General features: G+C 73.3%; 17 protein-coding genes. 10 read left to right on the forward strand and 7 right to left on the reverse strand.

The window, feature by feature from the left end; genetic code table 11:
• The first annotated feature begins 201 nt into the window (after positions 1-201).
• Positions 202-1,341 carry an FAD-dependent monooxygenase gene (locus AB0M46_RS19330; RefSeq protein ID WP_363337722.1) on the forward strand — a complete coding sequence of 380 codons (1,140 nt, stop codon included), beginning with the start codon at positions 202-204 and terminating at the stop codon, positions 1,339-1,341.
• Positions 1,342-1,488: 147 nt separating this feature from the next.
• Positions 1,489-1,974: a pyridoxamine 5'-phosphate oxidase family protein gene (locus AB0M46_RS19335; protein WP_363337723.1), complete on the forward strand. Its 486-nt coding sequence runs from the start codon at positions 1,489-1,491 to the stop codon at positions 1,972-1,974.
• Between the two features lie 87 nt (positions 1,975-2,061).
• Here AB0M46_RS19335 and AB0M46_RS19340 read toward each other — a convergent pair whose 3' ends face one another.
• Positions 2,062-2,382, reverse strand: a complete 321-nt coding sequence (locus tag AB0M46_RS19340; protein WP_363337725.1) for an STAS domain-containing protein — start codon at positions 2,380-2,382, stop codon at positions 2,062-2,064.
• 60 nt (positions 2,383-2,442) lie between these two features.
• On the opposite strand from AB0M46_RS19340, the gene AB0M46_RS19345 reads away from it, so the two are divergent.
• Together AB0M46_RS19345 and AB0M46_RS19350 are read left to right on the forward strand one after the other, a co-directional pair.
• On the forward strand, positions 2,443-3,315 hold the full coding sequence (locus tag AB0M46_RS19345; protein WP_363337727.1) for an LLM class F420-dependent oxidoreductase: 873 nt from the start codon (positions 2,443-2,445) through the stop codon (positions 3,313-3,315).
• A gap of 108 nt (positions 3,316-3,423) precedes the next feature.
• Positions 3,424-4,014 carry a TetR/AcrR family transcriptional regulator gene (locus tag AB0M46_RS19350; protein ID WP_363337729.1) on the forward strand — a complete coding sequence of 197 codons (591 nt, stop codon included), beginning with the start codon at positions 3,424-3,426 and terminating at the stop codon, positions 4,012-4,014.
• Positions 4,015-4,068: 54 nt separating this feature from the next.
• Here the strand turns inward: AB0M46_RS19350 and AB0M46_RS19355 are convergent, their stop codons facing one another.
• Positions 4,069-6,066: a DUF4118 domain-containing protein gene (locus AB0M46_RS19355; RefSeq protein ID WP_363337732.1), complete on the reverse strand. Its 1,998-nt coding sequence runs from the start codon at positions 6,064-6,066 to the stop codon at positions 4,069-4,071.
• Between the two features lie 446 nt (positions 6,067-6,512).
• Here AB0M46_RS19355 and gdhA point away from each other — a divergent pair, with 446 nt between their 5' ends.
• Positions 6,513-7,859, forward strand: coding sequence for an NADP-specific glutamate dehydrogenase (gene gdhA, locus AB0M46_RS19360; protein ID WP_363337734.1), 1,347 nt, complete (start codon positions 6,513-6,515; stop codon positions 7,857-7,859).
• A gap of 31 nt (positions 7,860-7,890) precedes the next feature.
• On the opposite strand, the gene AB0M46_RS19365 is transcribed toward gdhA, so the two are convergent.
• On the reverse strand, positions 7,891-9,132 hold the full coding sequence (locus AB0M46_RS19365) for a helix-turn-helix domain-containing protein (RefSeq protein WP_363337736.1): 1,242 nt from the start codon (positions 9,130-9,132) through the stop codon (positions 7,891-7,893).
• Between the two features lie 261 nt (positions 9,133-9,393).
• On the opposite strand from AB0M46_RS19365, the gene AB0M46_RS19370 reads away from it, so the two are divergent.
• On the forward strand, positions 9,394-9,651 hold the full coding sequence (locus tag AB0M46_RS19370; RefSeq protein WP_363337738.1) for a potassium transporter TrkA: 258 nt from the start codon (positions 9,394-9,396) through the stop codon (positions 9,649-9,651).
• A 68-nt stretch (positions 9,652-9,719) separates the two neighbouring features.
• Here AB0M46_RS19370 and AB0M46_RS19375 read toward each other — a convergent pair whose 3' ends face one another.
• The 4 genes from AB0M46_RS19375 to AB0M46_RS19390 form a co-directional block, all read right to left on the reverse strand.
• Positions 9,720-10,049 (reverse strand): TraR/DksA C4-type zinc finger protein, encoded by a 330-nt coding sequence (locus tag AB0M46_RS19375; RefSeq protein ID WP_363337740.1) that lies wholly within the window; start codon positions 10,047-10,049, stop codon positions 9,720-9,722.
• Between the two features lie 85 nt (positions 10,050-10,134).
• Positions 10,135-10,569, reverse strand: coding sequence for a hypothetical protein (locus tag AB0M46_RS19380; protein WP_363337741.1), 435 nt, complete (start codon positions 10,567-10,569; stop codon positions 10,135-10,137).
• A gap of 54 nt (positions 10,570-10,623) precedes the next feature.
• Positions 10,624-11,427, reverse strand: coding sequence for a rod shape-determining protein (locus AB0M46_RS19385; RefSeq protein ID WP_363337743.1), 804 nt, complete (start codon positions 11,425-11,427; stop codon positions 10,624-10,626).
• 555 nt (positions 11,428-11,982) lie between these two features.
• On the reverse strand, positions 11,983-12,777 hold the full coding sequence (locus tag AB0M46_RS19390; protein ID WP_363337745.1) for a DUF2249 domain-containing protein: 795 nt from the start codon (positions 12,775-12,777) through the stop codon (positions 11,983-11,985).
• Positions 12,778-12,828: 51 nt separating this feature from the next.
• Here AB0M46_RS19390 and AB0M46_RS19395 point away from each other — a divergent pair, with 51 nt between their 5' ends.
• The 4 genes from AB0M46_RS19395 to AB0M46_RS19410 are packed head-to-tail and all read left to right on the forward strand — an operon-like array spanning position 12,829 to position 18,123.
• Positions 12,829-13,551: a helix-turn-helix domain-containing protein gene (locus AB0M46_RS19395; RefSeq protein WP_363337747.1), complete on the forward strand. Its 723-nt coding sequence runs from the start codon at positions 12,829-12,831 to the stop codon at positions 13,549-13,551.
• Complete coding sequence (locus AB0M46_RS19400; RefSeq protein ID WP_363337749.1) at positions 13,548-14,690, forward strand: hypothetical protein; 1,143 nt, start codon at positions 13,548-13,550, stop codon at positions 14,688-14,690. Before AB0M46_RS19395 ends, AB0M46_RS19400 begins: the two co-directional genes overlap by 4 nt.
• Complete coding sequence (locus AB0M46_RS19405) at positions 14,687-17,335, forward strand: multicopper oxidase domain-containing protein (protein WP_363337751.1); 2,649 nt, start codon at positions 14,687-14,689, stop codon at positions 17,333-17,335. The genes AB0M46_RS19400 and AB0M46_RS19405 overlap by 4 nt, the downstream gene beginning before the upstream one ends.
• Entirely contained in the window at positions 17,332-18,123 is a 792-nt protein-coding gene (locus AB0M46_RS19410; RefSeq protein WP_363337752.1) for a YwiC-like family protein, read from the forward strand. Before AB0M46_RS19405 ends, AB0M46_RS19410 begins: the two co-directional genes overlap by 4 nt.
• The last annotated feature ends 20 nt before the right edge of the window (positions 18,124-18,143 follow it).

An 18,143-nucleotide genomic window follows, 5' to 3' on the forward strand; every position in this document is an offset into this window, starting at 1 on the left:
GCGGAGGCGGCCCGCCTGCTCGGCGTCGCCGCCGGACTTCGCGGGACCGCCGTGGCCGGGGACCCCGACGTCGCCCGGGCCGCCGCGGCCGCCCGCGAACTGGTGGGCCCGGACGCCTTCGCCGCCGCCTACTCGGCCGGACTGACAGGACTGTCAGCCGATCGGTCGTGAACTGTCAGCGGGCCCCGCGACGGTGTCGGCATGAAGAACACCACGGTCCTCATCTCCGGCGCGAGCATCGCCGGTCCCGCCCTCGCCTTCTGGCTGGCCCGGTACGGCTGCACCGTCACCGTCGTCGAGCGCGCGCCCGGGCTGCGCAGCGGCGGCCAGGCCGTCGACTTCAAGGGCGAGACCCACCGTACGGTGCTGGCCCACATGGGCATCCTCGACGACATCCGCGCGCTGCAGACCGGCGGGCAGGATCAGACGATCGTCGACGCGGCCGGGCGCCCGCTCGCCGTCATCCCCGGCGAGTTCACCGGCGGCGAGATCGAGATCCGGCGGGGCGAGCTGTCCCGGCTGCTGTACGAGCGGACCGCGGGCGACTGCGAGTACCGCTTCGGCGACACCGTCACGTCGCTGACCGACACCCCCGGCGGCGTGCACGTCACCTTCGCCAACGCCGCCCCGCGCACCTTCGACCTCGTCATCGGCGCCGACGGGATCCACTCCAACGTCCGGCGGCTCGCCTTCGGGCCGGAGGGCGACTTCGTGCGCCACCTCGGCCACTACTACGCCCTGGTCGAGCTCGGTGCCGACGGCGACCCGGTGATGTACAACGAGCCGGGCCGCATGGTCGCGCTCGGCGGCCCGAAGGCGCCCGCGTTCTTCGTCTTCGCCTCGCCCCAGCTGCAGTACGACCGCTACGACCCGCAGGCCCAGAAGGACATCCTCCGCAGGGCGTACCGCGGGGCGAAGTGGCGCGTGCCGGAGCTGCTGGCCCGCCTGGACGACGCCACCGACGTGTACCTCGACTCGATCAGCCGCGCCGAGGTCCCCGCCTACGCCAGGGGCCGCGTCGCCCTTCTCGGCGACGCGGCGTACGGCAACACCCTCGGCGGCTTCGGCACCGGCCTGGCCGTCGTCGGCGCGTACGTCCTCGCCGGCGAGCTGCGCGCGGCCGGCGGCGAGCACCGCACCGCGTTCGCCCGCTACGAGTCGCTCTTCCGCGGCTACGCGAGCATCTCCCGCAAGGGCAGCGCGGGGCCGTTCCTGGCCCCGGGCAACCGTGCGCGTATGGCGATGCGCAACTGGATGTTCCGCTCGCCGTGGATGCTGCGCCAGTTGCTCAAGGCGACCGACAAGTTCGCCACGAGCATCGATCTGCCGCAGTACCCCTGACCGGCGCTGCATGACCTCGGCTGGCAGGACGGTTTACAGCCCTTCTCCTACGCCCCGGGTGAGGAGGGGCGAAATCCCGGAAAGGACCGGCGCACTCGCGACCCGGTCGGCCGAGTGGGTAACGCAGCGCCAACACGCAGGCGCGGCATGAAGGGCTGGGGAGCGATGGGCATCATCACGGAGGACATGCGGAAGATCGTCGACAGTGCGAGGCTCGCGTTCGTGGCGACGGTCTGCGAGGACGGCTCCCCGAACCTCTCTCCGAAAGGTTCCCTGCGCGTCTACGACGATGACCATCTGGTGTTCATGAACATGGCCTCGCCGACGACGGTGGCGAACCTGCGGCGCGACCCTCGGCTCGAGGTGAATGTGATCGACTTTCTCCTCAGGCGTGGCTATCGCTTCAAGGGAAACGCCGAGCTGCGCGGCGAGGGCGACCCCGTGTACGCATGGTCCCGCCAGTGGGTACTGGACACCCACGGCCCCGGCTATCCGTGTCACGAGGCCGTGCTGATCGAGGTCGAACGGGCGCTGCCGGTGGACTCGCCCGCCTACACATTCGGACACTGGAGTGAGGACGACCTGAAACGGGCATGGTCCGACACGTACGGTCTGACGCATGCGCCATCGTGACACCGCCGGATAGGCCGCACCGTCGATCACGTTGAGAAGAAGTCCGGGGCGCAGCCCGGCTGCCGGTCCTCAGCGCCGTCGTGCTCGTCACGGCCCCTCGATCAGCGTGGCGTCGAGCCCGATCAGCGTGATGAGCTGCCGCAGGTGGGGCCCGGCGCCGGTGACGACGAGCCGCCGGCCGTGCACCCGCGCGGCGAGGTGCAGCCGGGCCAGGGCCTCGACCGTGACCGCGTCCGGGCGCGCGACGGCGGCCACGTCGCAGTGCACGAGGCCGGGGCCCGTGCCGCGCAGCAGCCGTGCGAGGTCACCGCACAGGACCGGGATGTCCGCGCGGGTGACCGCCGCGCCGAGCCTGAACCTCGTCTCGGTGCCCATCCCGGTAGGACCGCCCGCGGTCGTGGAACTCATCGGTGCGCGGCGCCCCCGCCACAGAGTTGAGGATCAAGCAAGCGCTTGGTAGATTGATCCATGCGATTCGGCATCATCAGTCCCGTCGTCCTCCGCCCGCCGGGCCAGCACAACGCCTGGGAGGCCGACGCCGGCACGGCCGAACTCGCCGCGGTCGCCGAGGCGGCGGACCGGCTCGGCTACCACCACCTCACCTGCAGTGAGCACGTCGGCGTGCCGGCCAGGATCGCCGCGCGGGCCGGCGGCACCTACTGGGACCCGCTGGCCACCCTGGGCTTCCTCGCGGCGCGCACGACGGGCATCCGGCTGGCCACCCACGTCCTCGTGCTCGGCTACCACCACCCGCTGGAGATCGCGAAGCGCTACGGAACCCTCGACCGGCTCAGCGGCGGCCGGGTGGTCCTCGGACTCGGGGTGGGCAGCCTGAAAGACGAGTTCGCCCTGCTCGGGGCCGACTTCGACGGCCGCGGCGCCGCCGCCGACGACGCGATCCGGGCACTTCGCGCCGCCTGGGGACAGCCGCTGCCCGAGTACGAGGGCACCCACTACCGGTTCCGGGACTTCCTCATCGACCCGCACGCGCCCCGGCAACACGTACCGCTGTGGATCGGCGGATACACCCGCCGCTCGCTGCGGCGGGCCGTCGAGCTGGGCGACGCCTGGGTCCCGTTCGGCCTGTCGCCCGAGCAGATCAGCACCATGCTCGCCGCGGTCGACCGGCCGGACGGCTTCGACGTGATCCTCACGCCGCCGCCGCTGGACCCGATCGCCGACCCGGACGGCACCCGCCACCACGTCGAGCGGATGCACGCGGCCGGGGCCACGATGATGAACATCGTCCTGCGCCATCACAGCGCGGAGCACTGCGTCGAACAGCTGACGGCCTTCCGGCAGCTCTTCGCGCAGGCGGACTGGCCGGCCGGTACCGCCTGATACCGGCACACCGGAACGCCGCGGCCTCACGTAACAAGCGCTTGGTACAGTTCGCCGGGCCTACCGCACCGCCGGTCCGTTCACGCCCATCGCACGGGGAGGAACACGTTGACGCGAGCGCTGAAAGACCGACGCGAGGCGATTCTCGACAGCGCCGCGGCGCTGTTCGCCAGGAAGGGCGTGGCGGCGACCACGGTGCGCCAGATCGCCGACGAGGTCGGCATCCTCTCCGGCAGCCTGTACCACCACTTCGACTCGAAGGAGGCGATGGTCGACGAGATCGTCTCGTCGTACCTGACGGACCTCCAGGCCAGGTACGAGGCCGTGCTGGCCCGCGAGGCCGGGTCCCGCGAGCGGCTGCACGACCTGGTCGTGGCGTCGCTCGAAGTCGTCGAGGAGCACCCCCACGCCACCGAGATCTACCAGAACGACCTCAACTACCTGCTGCAGTTCGCACGGTTCGGCTACCTGCGCGACGCCGGCCGCGCGGTCCAGGACGCCTGGCTGCGGGTGATCGAGGCAGGTATCGCCGAGGGCACGTTCCGCAACGACGTCGGCCCGAAGATCCTCTACCGGTTCATGCGGGACGCCGTGTGGCTGTCGGTGCGCTGGTTCAAGCCGAGCAAGGCATACCCGATCGCCGAACTGGCCGCGAACTGCACCTCGCTGTTCCTCGACGGTCTCACCGTCCGCGGCTGAGCGCGACGGATCTCGTCCGGCGCCGGTCACGGGACACCGGACGCGAGCATCGGATCAGGCGGGGTGGCTCCGCGCCTGCCGCGGCACGAAACTGTCCGCGTCCCCGCACCTGAGGTCGCCGTTTTCGATTGGGATCTCGACCGTCAGGGCGGTTCCCCGCCCGGGCGGGCTGAGCACGGTCAGGCGGCCGCCCAGCGCCTCGACCCGGTCCTGCAGTCCGACGAGCCCGGTGCCCCGGCTCCCGTCGGCGCCCCCGATCCCGTCGTCCCGGATCGACAACCGGATCCTCGTGGTGTCCGCCGTCGCGACGACGAGGACGACCGACGCGTGCGAATGCTTGACGGCGTTGGCCAGCGTCTCCGACACGACGAAGTACGAGGCCACCTCCACCCGCTCCGGCAGGCGCCGCCCGATGTCGAGGGTCAGCTCGACCGGCACGGTGCTGCGGCGGGCGAGCGTCTTGAGCGCCGGAGCCAGACCTCCCTGCGACGACAACGCCGGGTGAATGCCCCGGCCCAGCTCGCGGAGGCTCTTGTGCATCTCGTTCAGGCCCTGCACGCCCTGGGACAGCAGGCTCCTGACCGCCGGCAGCTCGGCCGGCACCGAGTCCGCGGCCATGCGCAGCTCCAGCGCCAGCGAGACGAGCCGCTGCTGCGCGCCGTCGTGCAGGTCCCGCTCGATCTTGCGGCGCACCTCGTCAGCGGTGGTGACCAGGCGGGCGCGGGACGCGATGAGCTGCGCCCGGTTGTCGGCGTTGGCGATGGCGGTGGCGAGGAGGTCGGTGAAGTCGACCAAGCGCTGCTCGGCGTCGGCCGGTATCGGTCCCGGCTGCCACGACATGATCATGGTGATGCCCCACAGCTTGCCCTCGACGACAACGGGCACGCCGATGCTGGCGCGGACGCCCAGAGCGCGCACGGCCACCGCGATCGGGCCGGTCGCCGCGTCGTAGTCGTCCACTCGGGCGCTCCGCCTCGTGCGCGCGATGGTGCTGGCGAGGTTGTCGCCTTCGATCCCGACGTTCAACGCCGGCGGCAGCGGGTGTCCGGACTCGTCGTAGCCGGACACCCGGCTGACGGTGCCGTCGGGCTCGTATCGGGTCAGCGCCGCGCCGAAGCCCTTGAAGAGCCGGCCCAGCTCCAGCGCTACCGCGGCGAACACCTCCGCCGGCGGGGCACCGGCGGCGACGAGCGTCGCCACGCGGCGCAGGGCGGCCTGCTGCAACAGCAGCGCCGTGGACTCCCGCTCACTCGCCCGCAGCGAGGTCATGATCTGCCCGCGGTCCCGCGCGGCCCGCAGGACGGCCTCCAGCGCCGGCACCATCCGCGCCCGGACCCGCGCCAGCGTCGCCGCCGGGGTGCCGGCCGGCAGCCGCAGCACCCCCAGCCCGGTGCCCTGATCGCGCAGGCGCAGGACGGCGTCGGGCCCGTCTTGCGGTGCGTCGCCGACCTCGATCGAGGCATACGGCAGGTGGAGCAGTTCCGCCAGGCGGCGCGAAGCCACCGCCAGCGCGCCCGGCACGTCGTCGCTGCTGAGCGTGCTGCGCGCCAGCTCCGCGGCGAAGTCGGCCTCGTCCCTGCGCTGGGATGCCTCGATCGCGCGCGACCGGGCCAGGTTGGCGATGCCGCTGACGAGGAGCGCGGCGATCATGAAGATGAGCGCCTGCTCCACGTCACGACGCAGCGTGAGATGGAGTCCCGCTGGCGCGATCAGGAAGTAGTTGAACGCGATGGTGCTGGCCGCCGCCGTCGCGACACCCGCCGCCACGCCCCAGACGCTCGCCATGATGAGGACGCCGAGCAGATAGATCTCGCCGCTCTGGCCGTTGTGGGAAACACCACGGATCGCGTACAGCAGCGCCGTCTCCGCCGCGATGAGCAGCGCCGCGACACCGACCGCCAACGCGGCCGGTGGCGGGACGGCCGGCAACAGCCGCGCCAGCGATGACCGCGCACCTCGGGCCAGATCGGACATCCGGCGCCACGGCGTCGACGCCGAAGCACGCTTGTCGCGGTCCACATCGTCCCGCCGCTGGCCTGATACTCGAAACACCCGCATCGATCCCTTGCTAAGCCCCGTCCAGCTTACCCGCGCACATCAGCGCCCGGTCCCTGCCAAGACGCGGTGCCGGCGGCCCCCGCCAGGGGCCGGCGCACCGTGTCCATATGGCGTTCAGCACGCACCGCACGGGAGGCGGCGGAGCCGTGGCGGCTCGCGCAGGCCGCTACAACGCCGCGCTGGCCTGCGCCTTCTCCCCGACAGCGACGCGGACTCCGGGCCGGCCCATGTAGCCGCTGTGTTAAATACTTCAGCACGGAACGTCGCGCCGATGCCCGCCTCAGTGCGATCATGAACGGGCATGGAACGTCACAACGTCGTTCTGCCCCCACGAACAGCTGACGCCGCCGCACATAACGGTATTGATGGTCCACAACGGTGTGGATGTCTCGCTACTCGGCATGGCCGATGCTCGGACGAACCACACCGGAAGGGTACCCATGTCGACACGGGAGAAATTGGACTCAATCTTCACCGCGGTCATACAACGCAACCCGGGTGAGCACGAGTTCCACCAGGCGGTGCGCGAGGTGCTCGACAGCGTCGCGCCCGCCCTAGACAAAAACCCCGAGTATGCGCAGGCCAAGATCATTGAGCGGATCTGCGAGCCGGAGCGGCAGATCATCTTCCGGGTGCCGTGGGAGGACGACAGCGGCGAGGTACACATCAACCGCGGGTTCCGGGTGGAGTTCAACTCCGCGTTGGGCCCGTACAAGGGCGGCCTGCGGTTCCACCCGTCGGTCTACCTCGGGATCGTGAAGTTCCTCGGATTCGAACAGCTGTTCAAGAACGCCCTGACCGGTATGCCGATCGGTGGTGGCAAGGGCGGGTCGGACTTCGACCCGAAGGGCCGCTCCGATCGTGAGGTGATGCGGTTCTGCCAGTCGTTCATGACGGAGCTGTACCGCCACATCGGCGAGTACACCGACGTGCCCGCCGGTGACATCGGCGTCGGCGGCCGCGAGATCGGCTACCTGTTCGGGCAGTACAAGCGCATCACGAACCGGTACGAGTCCGGGGTGCTCACCGGCAAGGGTCTCGCCTACGGCGGTGCTCAGGTGCGGCGGGAGGCCACCGGCTACGGTGCGGTGTTCTTCGCCGAGGAGATGTTGCGCGCCGCCGGTGACAGCATCGACGGCAAGCGGGTGGTGGTGTCCGGCTCCGGCAACGTGGCGATCTACGCGATCGAGAAGGTCCACCAGCTCGGCGGCGTCGTGGTGGCCTGCTCCGACTCGTCCGGCTACGTGCTCGACGAGAAGGGGATCGACGTGGCGGTCCTCAAGGAGGTCAAGGAGGTACGGCGGGAACGCCTCAGCCAGTACGTCCAGCACCGCCCGCACGCGACGTTCACGCCCGGACGAGGGTTGTGGCGCGATGTGGCGTGCGAGATCGCCATCCCGTCCGCCACGCAGAACGAGATCGACGCCGACGATGCGGCCGCTCTGGTGGCCGGCGGATGCATCGCCGTGGTCGAGGGCGCCAACATGCCGACGACGCCGGAGGCGGTGCGCCTGTTCGCCGAGGCCGGTGTGCGCTTCGCCCCCGGAAAGGCCGCGAACGCGGGCGGGGTCGCCGCCAGCGCGCTGGAGATGCAGCAGAACGCCAGCCGCGACTCGTGGACGTTCGAGTACTCCGAGCAGCGGCTCCAGGGCATCATGCGCGACATCCACGCCCGCTGCCATGACACCGCGGAGGAGTACGGCATGCCGGGCAACTACGTCGCCGGCGCCAACATCGACGGGTTCCGGATGGTCGCCGAAGCGATGCTCGCCCAGGGCCTGATCTGAGCACTACCCCACTCGGCGATGAGGCCGCCGGTCACACGGTGATCGGCGGCCTCTCCGCCGGCCAGTTGAGGACCTTCGCGCCGAGCACCGCGGCCTGCAGGGTGAACCGGTGCGCCGGGTCGGTCGCGTCGTAGCCGGTCAAGGTCTTGATCCGGTCCAGGCGGTAGGTCACCGTCCGCACGGACACGTGCAGCCGTTTGGCCGATTCGGTGGCCACCCCGCCGGTGGCGAAGTAGGCGTCCAGCGTGTCGAGCAGCGGTGCGGCGCCGCCGCGGGCCTGCATCAGCGGGGTGAGCACCGCGGACACGAGATCGACGATGGCGGGCTGGTCACGCAGCAGCACCCGGTAGACCAGCAGGTCGTGGGCGGTGATGACGGTCTTGTCGGTCTGCAGCCGTCCCGCCATGGTCAGGGCCTCGCGGGCCTCTTCGTAGGAGCGGGCGATGCCGTACAGGCCGGGGTGGGGGCGCCCGACCGCGACCCGCCAGGGTCGTCCGTGCCGGAGGCGGTTGAGTTCGCCGTGCATCAGCCGGCCGAGGTCGTCATCCTGGCCGGCGGGCGCGGTCCTGCTGGCCGCGGCGGCCTCGGCCGGGACGAGGACGACGAGCAGGCCCTCTTTCGTGGCGACGAGGACATCACGGTCGCCGAGCCGGTCGAAGATGACCGCCTCGAGGGCGCTGATCGCCGTGTCGGTGTCCGGCAGCCGCCGGCTCGGCGCGGCCAGCGCCACCTGGTGCACCCGGGCGAGGTCGAGCCCGAAGGGTTCCGCCCGCTCGACGAGGCTGCCGAGGTCGGAGTCCCCGCGCAGCAGGTCGTCGATGAGTTCCCGGCGCAGCGCCTCTTCCCGGCGGACCAGGTCGCGGCGGGCGACCGCGTAGCCTTCGGCGAGGGTGGCGACCGCGTCGTCGATGACGTGCAGCACCGCCTCCGCCGCGGCGCGCACGACCTCGCTGTCACGGGAACGCACCACCATGGGCAGGTCCTGCCACAGCCGCCGCGCCGACGACAGGTACAGCTGCACCACGCGCCCGGCCGAGATGCCCTGTTCGGCGGCCTGCCGGCCGAGCCGGCCCACCGCGTCGAGTTCGGCGCGCCTGGGGCGGCGTCCGCTGACCGCCGCGTCGGCCAGCATCGGCAGGTAGTCACCGAGCAGACCCACCGGGACACCGCCGGCGTCGGCGGCGGCGGCAGTGGCGACGTCGGCGAGCCACGCCTGCTGCGCCTGCGGCGGCTCGGGCGCGGCGGCACGTCGCCGCCGGCTGCTGTCGGCCACGCCCGGCCACCTCCTGCCTGTAGTGCTGCGCGATGACCGTCTCCGTCGCCGCCACGCGCCCGTCGGCGCCGCTCCTCGACCGTAGCCGACGCTCGGGCCGCTGTTTGCCGGTCACCGGCAGTTTAGACCGGCGCCGTCTGCGCGCCGTGGCACTGTCCGCGGCCGGGGTATCCGGCGAGCATGTCCATGCGAGCAGGGGCCGCGCCGCACCGACACGGCCGGCAACCAGCGGCGCGGCAGAAGGGGTTTCGGAGTTTTTTCATGGACATCGAACGCACGTCGCTGCCCGGCATCGGAACCCGCCGGACCTTCACCAGCGCCGCCGGGTCCCGGATTGGCGTCATCGCGCACGACGCCAACGGCTGCCGGGTGCTGATCCACAGCGCTGACGGTGATGCCGACGCCTGCTGCAGCCTCACCCTGACCCCGGCCGAGGCGATCGCGCTGGCGGGTCTGCTGGGCATCTTCGACCTCGGCGGCCGTGACGACCGGCCGCCGGCGACCGACGCACGTCGCTGAGCGGCCGCGGAGCCCGCCGGGCCGGCGGCCCGCACCTGTCGATGCGGCCGCCGGCCCGGCGGTTGCCGTCAACCGTTGTGGTTGCGCTGGCAGGGCATGCAGAACCGGGCGTACGGCACGATCTCGAGCCGTTCGGCCGGGATCGGGGCGTCGCACTTCTCGCATCGGCCGTAGCTGCCCTCGGCGATGCGGCGCAGCGCGCCGGTGATCCGCTCGACGTTCTGCCGGGTGGCGGCCACCAGCGCCGCCCGGTTGTGCGCCTCGCCGGGATCGCCGGTGTCGGCCGAGAGCTCCGTGAGTTCCCTGAGCCGGGCTGTCTGCGCCGTGAGGTCGTCGCTCAGCGACGCCCGCACTCCGGCAATCCAATCCCGATCCGATACATCGATGTCGACGCTCATGTCCCGTCCTGTGCTCGTAGTCGTTGTACAACAAGGAGGGCCGAAGCCCGGATGGCTTCGCCCCTGGGCGTTGGCGCCCCTTGCGCTACCCGCCGAGCCGGTGTTCGACCGGTGCCGGCGGTCGGGCACTGCTGCATACGGGACAGCGGTTCGCTGCCGGATGCCGTGCCAGGTGATCGATGGGAATGTCGCTCACGCATCCCGTGCAGACGCCGTAGCGACCACCTTCCAGGGCGTGCAGCGCATGTTCGATGTCGTCGAGCCGACGCCACGTGGCCGCCGCCAACGTCGACCGATCGATGGTGCCGGGACGCTGCCGCGACTGCGGTTCGTCGAGCAGGCGAAGTTGCGTGCGGTACCGGCAGCGATGCTCTTGCAGCAGGACGCGCAGGACATCGAGCTCTCGCTGCCTGCTCAGGGTGTACACGGTCGAATCTCCTCGTAGCTTGTTGCCGGACCCCGGTCGGGTGGCCCCGGTCAGCGCCCGCTGCGCGATCGTGTCGCGGTCATCGCGGTGCACGACCGCACCGCCGACAGGCGCGGGCGGTGGAGGGCGGGCGCAGCGTCGTCTCGGTCAGGGCCGCATGGCGCCGCGACGCAGCGCGGCGAGTGCGGCCAGGCCCGCGCCGCGCACCGCGGCCAGATGTGGTGCGGCAGGACGGCGTACCGGGACGCCCGCGTCGCAGGCGGTGCGGGCGGCCAGCCGCGGGCGGGTCGCGCCGCCACCGACGAGGAGCAGGCCGCCGCGTACCGCCGCCGCGATCGCTTGGCGGTGGCGGGAGTGCCGACGCACGTGGCCGATGAGGTCGGTGACGGCGGCGACGACCGCCGCATCCGCGTCCAGTCCACCGGCGTGGTCGTGCAATCCGACGTTGCGCCGCTGGGCCGCGACGACCAGACCGCCCGAGAGCACGGCGACCTCGGTCACGTGCGCGCCCACGTCGGCGATCAGCAACGGGCCGGGCGCCGCGCCGGCACCGATCGCGGCGGCGCGCACGGTGTCGATGAACATGAGCCGGGCCGGCTCGAACACGGTCATCATCACATCGCGCAAGGCCATTTCCGCCCGTGCGTCGGTGCCCACCGGCCGGCATGCCACGAGCACGACACCGGGGGGCAGCGGGCGCCGCTGGCCGTACAGGAGACCGGACAGCAACGTCCGCATCGCCTCCGGGTCGGCGATCCGGCCCCGGACGACCGCGCCGGGCCGTTGCGCCGCGGCGGGGGTCGGGTTGGCGGCGTGCACGGTACCGCGACCGGATGCCCAGACCCGGGTGTGGGCGCTGCCGAGGTCGACCCCCACGGCCGCGGGCTCGGGTGGCATGGCCGGCTGCGCGGGACGAGCCATCCCGGCATGTTCGATCGACTCGGTGAGCACTGGTTCTCCTCTCGGGTACCCGGACGCGGTCCGTGACGGTGGCCGGAAGTATCGGGCTGCCGATCCGAGCACAAGGCGGACAAACGGCGGGCAGCTGGACAGTCGACGGTCGGGCCTGCCGGGCCCCGGTCGGCGAGTGCGCCGACGGTCAGCGAACCGTGGTCGGCTGTCCGCTGCGGCCGGGCGGCGACGGCTGCCGGCACACGCGCGTGAACCCGGCCCGTGCCCCGGCGGCACCCGGCCATGCCGGTCCGGGATCGGGCGAACCGCTGCGCACGGGGCAGACTGCGACCGGGGCGGCAGGTCGCCTGCCAGCAAACACGCCAGTCGTCATCGTCACCACCCCAGCACGCGCGCCGAAAGGAATTTCCAGCTTCGACGACCGGCCACCGACACACACCGGCATCGGTCGGCAACCTCACGGCGGCCCCGTTGCCGATGACCGGCAATGTCCGGTGGCCGAGCCCGCACCGCCGATGACGGCCGCGGCCACGGCGCCCGGGGACCGGAAGGGCTGCGGCCGCCCGTGCCGGGCGGCCGCAGCCGTCGGGTTACTCAGACGGTGACCGCCTGGCGGTGCAGGCGGAGCTGCCACACGTCGGGACCGTCCTGCAGCCACTGGATGTCGATCTGCCCCGGGTAGCGGGCATCGATCTCGGCCAGCAGCGGCCGCGGCGCGTGCGGGGCGACGAGCACCAGGGCCGCGTCGGCGGGCAGGGCGCCGACCGCGGCCAGGACCCGGGCGTGGCGCTGGTCGTGGGGCAGCCGGCGGACGTCGATGCGGGCATCGACGCTGAGCACCGGCGCGGCCACGTCGGCCCCTCCCCCGTCGCCGCCGCATCCGCAGCCGCCACCACCGCAGCCGCCGGGGGCGTCCGCGGCGCCCAGCAGGGCGTGCAGGCCGCCAAGCAGGCCGGCCAGGTCGACCTGCGGGGCGTCGAGCAGCAGCGGCAGGATGAGGTTGTTCTCCTTGGCCAGGTGCACCTCGAACACCGCGGCCAGCGCGCGGGCGGCCGCCGCGGCGTCGACCGCCGTGCCGGCGGTGTCCAGTTCCGCCACCAGCGCGGTGATGGCCTTGTGCTCGGCGAGCATCCCCTCGACCAGCGGCCGCCCGCCGGGCCGATCGGCGGCGGCCGGGTACAGGGCCGTCTCCTCCGCGGTGGCGTGGGGCAGCAGCTCGGCGCGCAGCCAGTCCAGCAGTGCCTGGCGTTCGCGCCGCCACGCCGGGCTGGTCCCCGGGCCGGCGGCTTCACGGAGGGCCGCGACGTGACGGGTCAGGTCGGCGGCGAGTTGCGTGTGGTGAGCCACGACCGCGGTGGCGGCGGCGCGGTCGGCGTCCGATTGTGACATGGCACCCTCTTCCGGGTTTTCTTGTCGTTTGGCGTTATAACGTTAGACCTTGTGAAAACCTCGCGCCCAGGCCCTTCGGGGGAGACGATCGACACGCCCCAGCACCGCGCCCTCGGCTCGGTGAGCCGGGTGGGCATCCTGCGGCTGGTCCGCGCCGCCGACACCGGCCTGACCGGCGCCGAGGTGGTGGAGCGCACCGGCCTGCATCCCTCGACGGTGCGTGCCCACCTCGAACGGCTGGTCGAGGCGGGGCTGCTGGTCAAGGCACGGGCCAGCGACGGCGCACCCGGACGGCCGGCCTGGCGCTACCGGGGCGCCGCGCCGGAGCCGGCCCCGGCCCCCTACCGGGCACTCGCCGCCGCGTTGCTGGACCACCTCGCGGACACCGGGGGCGGCACCCCGGCGGCCGCCGCGGCGGGCCAGGCGTGGGGCCGCCGCCTGGCCGCGACGGCGTCCCCCGGTGAGCCGGTGGCAACGGCGGTCGACGTGCTGACGCAGCTGGGGTTCGATCCACAGCCGGCACCTCACCCGGGCGACGCGGCGCCGCCCGGGGATGCCGCCGTGGAGGTCCACCTGCGGACCTGCCCGTTCCTGGACCTGGTCGGCCAGCATCCGGACGTCATGTGCGGCCTGCACGCCGGGATGATCCGCGGGGTGCTGCACGCGGCCGGTGCCCCGGACGGACAGGCCGTGCTGGAACCGTTCGCCGCGCCGGACGCCTGCGTCGTGCGGCTGCGCGTCCCGGACCGACGCGTGCCGGACCGACGGCCGTGACACGCCCCGGCCCGGTCGGTGCCGGCTGGCGGCTGCCGCTGCTGGCCGCCGGCGGTCTCGCGCTGCTCGCCGGGCTGTATGCCGCGCTGCTGCTGCTCGGCTTCGGCCTGCCGGTCCCCCGTCCGGCGCTGGCCGACGTGCACGGTCCGGTGATGGTCCTGGGCTTCGTCGGCACCCTCATCGCCCTGGAGCGGGCCGTCGCGCTCGGCGCCCGCTGGGCCCTGGCCGCGCCCGGCTGCGCCGGTGCCGGCGGCCTCACCCTGATCCTGGCGGGGCCGGGCCTGCCCGGCAAGCTGCTGCTGGCCACGGGTGGGGTGCTGCTGCTGGCCGTCTACCGGGTGTTGTGGCGCCGCCAGCCCGGCCCGGCGCTGCTGGCCCAGGCCGCCGGCGCGTTCGCCTGGTACGCCGCCACCCTGCTCTGGCTGGCCGGCCTGCCGATCCCCGACCTGGTGCCGTGGCTGGCCACGTTCCTCATCGCGACCATCGCCGGGGAGCGCCTCGAACTGGCCCACGTCGCCCTCGCCGGCCCCGGCCCGCAGCGCTGGTTCCTCGCCTCGCTCGCCGCCCTGATCGCCGGTGCCGCGGCGGTGACCCTGTGGCCCGCCGCCGGGGCGCACCTGTTCGGCGTGGGTGTGCTCGCCGTCGTGGCCTGGCTGGCCGTGTTCGACGTGGCCCGGCGCACCGTCCACGCCCGCGGCCTGCCCCGCTACGTCGCCGCCGGGCTGCTCACCGGCTACGCCTGGCTGGCCCTCGCCGGGCTCCTGTGGGCCGGCGCCGGTCGGACGGCGGCCGGTGCCCGCTACGACGCCACCGCGCACGCGGTGTTTCTCGGGTTCACCATGTCGATGGTCTTCGTCCACGCGCCGGTGATCCTGCCCGCGGTGCTGCGCCGGCCGTTGCCGTACCGGCCCGTGCTGTACGCCCCCCTCGTGCTGTTGCACGGGACCTTGCTGGTCCGCGTCGGGATCGGTGACGGCGCCGGCTGGGCGGCGGTGTGGCGGTGGGCCGGCGCCGGCAACGTCGCCGCGGTGCTCGGCTTCGTCGCCTGCGCCGCCACCCTCACCGTGCGGTCGGGCCGGTATGCGGTGCGACCCCGCCCTCCGGGGCTGGTCGCGGCCGGCGTGAGCGGGTCACGGTGAGCGCCGCACCGGCGCTGAACCCGCCGACCGGGCGGGCCCGCTGGCACCGCCGCAGCACCCTGCTGCCGCTGGGGTACCTCGCCGGCATCGTCGCGGTCGGGTTCGCCCACCCGCTGCTGGCGCAGTGGCGGTGGCTGGCGATCCACCTGCTGCTGCTCGGCGCGGTCAGCAACGCCATCGTCATCTGGAGCGCCCACTTCACCGCCGCCCTGCTGCGGGCCGCGGTGCCGGCCGGCCGGCGCGGCGACGCCGTCCGCCTGGTCGTGCTCAACGCCGGGGTCCTGGCGGTGCTGACCGGCGCCACCGTCGGCCCGGCATGGGTCGGTGTCGGCGGTGCCGCCGCGGTGTTCGCCGCGATCTGCGCCCACCTGCACTGGCTGTACGCGCGGATCCGGGCGGCGCTGCCGGCCCGGTTCGCGGTCACCGCGCACTATTACGTCGCCGCCACGGTCGCCCTCCTGGCCGGCATCCCGGCCGGCGCATGGATGCTGGTCACCGACGACACCGCCCGGCCCCGGCTGATCCTCTTCCACGCCCACGTCAACCTGCTCGGCTGGGTCACCCTCACCGTGCTGGGCACGGTGCTGACCCTGTGGCCGGCCGTCCTGCGCACCCGGATGGCCGACGGCGCGGTCACCGCCGCCCGCACCGCCCTGCCGGTAGCCGTCGCCGGGCTGGTCGTGCTCGCGGTCGGGGTCCTGACCTGGTGGCCGGTCCTCGCCCTCGGGGGCCTCGTGCTCACCGCCGTCGCCGCGGCGATCGTGATCCGCCCGGCAATGCAGGTGGCCCGGCACAAACCCCCTGCGACCTTCGCGGCCTGGTCACTCGCGGCCGCCGGGGGCTGGCTGCTCGGCGCGCTCGCCGTCGACGCCACCGCGCTGGCCGGCGCCGCCGGACCGGCCGATGCGGCCGACCGGTTCGGCGGTGTGCTCGTGCCGCTGCTGGTCGGCTTCGCGGCCCAGACCCTGCTCGGCGCCCTGACCCACCTGCTGCCCATGGCCCTCGGCGGCGGCCCCGCCCGCGTGCGCGCCGCCATCGCCGTGCTCGAACGGCGCGGCCCGCAGCGGGTGAGCATGGCCAACCTCGCCCTGCTCGTGTTCCTGCTGCCGGTTCCGGCCTACGTACGGATCACCACCGCGCTGCTCGTCCTCGCCGCCCTGGTGCAGTTCCTGCTCCCCGCCGCCCGACTCGTCCTCACCAGGAGACCACCCGTGGCCACTGAACCGGACCCCGCGCCAGACCTCCCACCACATGCCCGGGCCACCATCGCGCCGGCCGCCGCACCACCGGCGGCGGCACCGGCCCGGCCGCTCGGCGGCGTCGCGGCCGGCACCGCCCTGGTCCTGCTCGCCGTCCTGATCGGCGTCGCCGCCCAGCGCACGACCGACCCCGCCGCGTCACCGGCGGCAGCCGCGGCCGACGTGCCGGCAACCGGGCACACCACCACCGTCCAGATCACCGCCGACGGCATGCGTTTCCACCCCGACCGCGTCACCGTCCCGGCCGGGGACCGCCTCGTCATCGAGCTGACCAACCGCGACAGCCGCCGCCACGACCTCGTCCTGGCCACCGGCCCCAAGACCGGCACCGTCGGCCGCGACGCGACCGCCCGCCTGGACGCCGGCGTCATCGGCGGCACCGTCGACGGCTGGTGCTCCCTGCCCGGCCACCGGCAGGCCGGCATGACCCTCACCATCACCGCCACCGGCGCCCAGGCCGCCGGCCACGACCACAACGCCGCCGGCGCACCGGGTCCGACCGCGCCGCGCCTCGACCCGATGGCCGACCCCGGTCCCGCGTTCACCGCCCGCGACGCCACCGCCCCCACCACCGGCACCGAGCCGGTCCACCGGCTCGAACTGCGCGTGCAGGAGACGGTCCGGGAAGTCGCGCCCGGCGTGCGGCAGCAACTGTGGACGTTCAACGGCACCGCCCCCGGCCCCACCCTGCGCGGCAGGATCGGCGACACCTTCGAGATCACCTTGATCAACGACGGCAGCATCGAGCACGGCATCGACCTGCACGCCGACGCGCTCGCCCCCGACACCCCGATGCGCCCCGTCGACCCCGGCCAGCGGCTCACCTACCGGTTCACCGCCACGAAGGCCGGCATCTGGATGTACCACTGCTCGACCATGCCGATGCTGCTGCACATCGGCAACGGCATGTACGGCGCCGTCATCATCGACCCACCCGACCTGGCCCCCGTCGACCGCGAATACGTCCTCGTGCAGTCCGAGCTCTACCTCGGCCCGGACGGCCAGCCCGGCGACATGACCAAGATGCAGGCCGAGCGGCCCGACGCCGTCGTGTTCAACGGCTACGCCGGCCAGTACGCCCATCGGCCGCTGAGCGCCACCGCGGGGCAGCGGGTCCGCTTCTGGGTCCTCGACGCCGGACCCAACCGCCCCACCGCCTTCCACGTCGTCGGTGCCCAGTTCGACACCGTCTTCCGGGAAGGCCACTACCAGCTGCGGCCCGGCGACCCCGGCGGCGCCCAGGTCCTCGACCTGCCCCCGGCCGGTGGCGGATTCGTGGAAACCGTCCCGCCGGAGGCCGGCCACTACCCGTTCGTGTCCCACGTCATGGTCGACGCCGAGCGCGGCGCCCGCGGCGTCCTCGACGTCCAGGGAGGCAAGAAATGACCCCGGAAACGGACGCCGGACCACGGCCCGCACCGGCCACCGGTGTGCCGGGCAGGCGGCCGGCGTCGCCACGCCGGCGCGCCGTGCGCCGGTTCGTCCCGCCCCAGCACGGGGCCTGGGCGATGCTGCTGCTCCCCTGGCTCGCCGGAGTCCTCACCACCGGGTTCCGCTGGCCGCACCTGCCCCTGCTGGTCGCCTGGATCAGCGGCTACCTGCTCAGCTACTACCTGCTGCTGGCGGTCAAGACCCGCCGGCCAGGCCGGGTCCGCGCCCAGCTGACGGTCTACGCGATACCGGCCGTCCTGCTCGGCGGGCTCGTCGTCGCGGCTGTGCCGAGCCTGCTGTGGTACGCGCCCGGCTACGCGCTGCTCTTGGCGGTCAACGCCGGCTACGCGGCCCGCCGCGACGAGCGGGCGCTGCTCAACGACCTCGCCTCCGTCGTGCAGAGCTGCCTGATGGTGTTCGTCTGCGCCACCATCGCCCACGTCCCACCCGCCGGCGTCACGGCCGTCTTCGCCGTCCTGCTGGCCTATTTCACCGGCACCGTCCTGTACGTCAAAACCATGATCCGGGAGCGCGGCAGCGTCGCCTACCGGCGGGCATCCGTCGTGTTCCACCTGTTCGCCGCCGTGGGGCTGCTCGTGCTGAAGCCCATCGTCGGCGCGGTGTTCCTGCTGCTGCTCGCCCGCGCCTGGGCACTGCCGGGACGCCGGCTCAAGCCGCTGCACGTCGGCGTCATCGAGATCGGCGCCTCGCTGCTCGTGCTCCTTGCCGCAACGGTCGGCTGACGTCCGGTGGCCGGGAGCCA

Origin of the sequence: Dactylosporangium sp. NPDC051485, from assembly GCF_040682015.1 — a bacterium.
Classification (GTDB): domain Bacteria; phylum Actinomycetota; class Actinomycetes; order Mycobacteriales; family Micromonosporaceae; genus Dactylosporangium.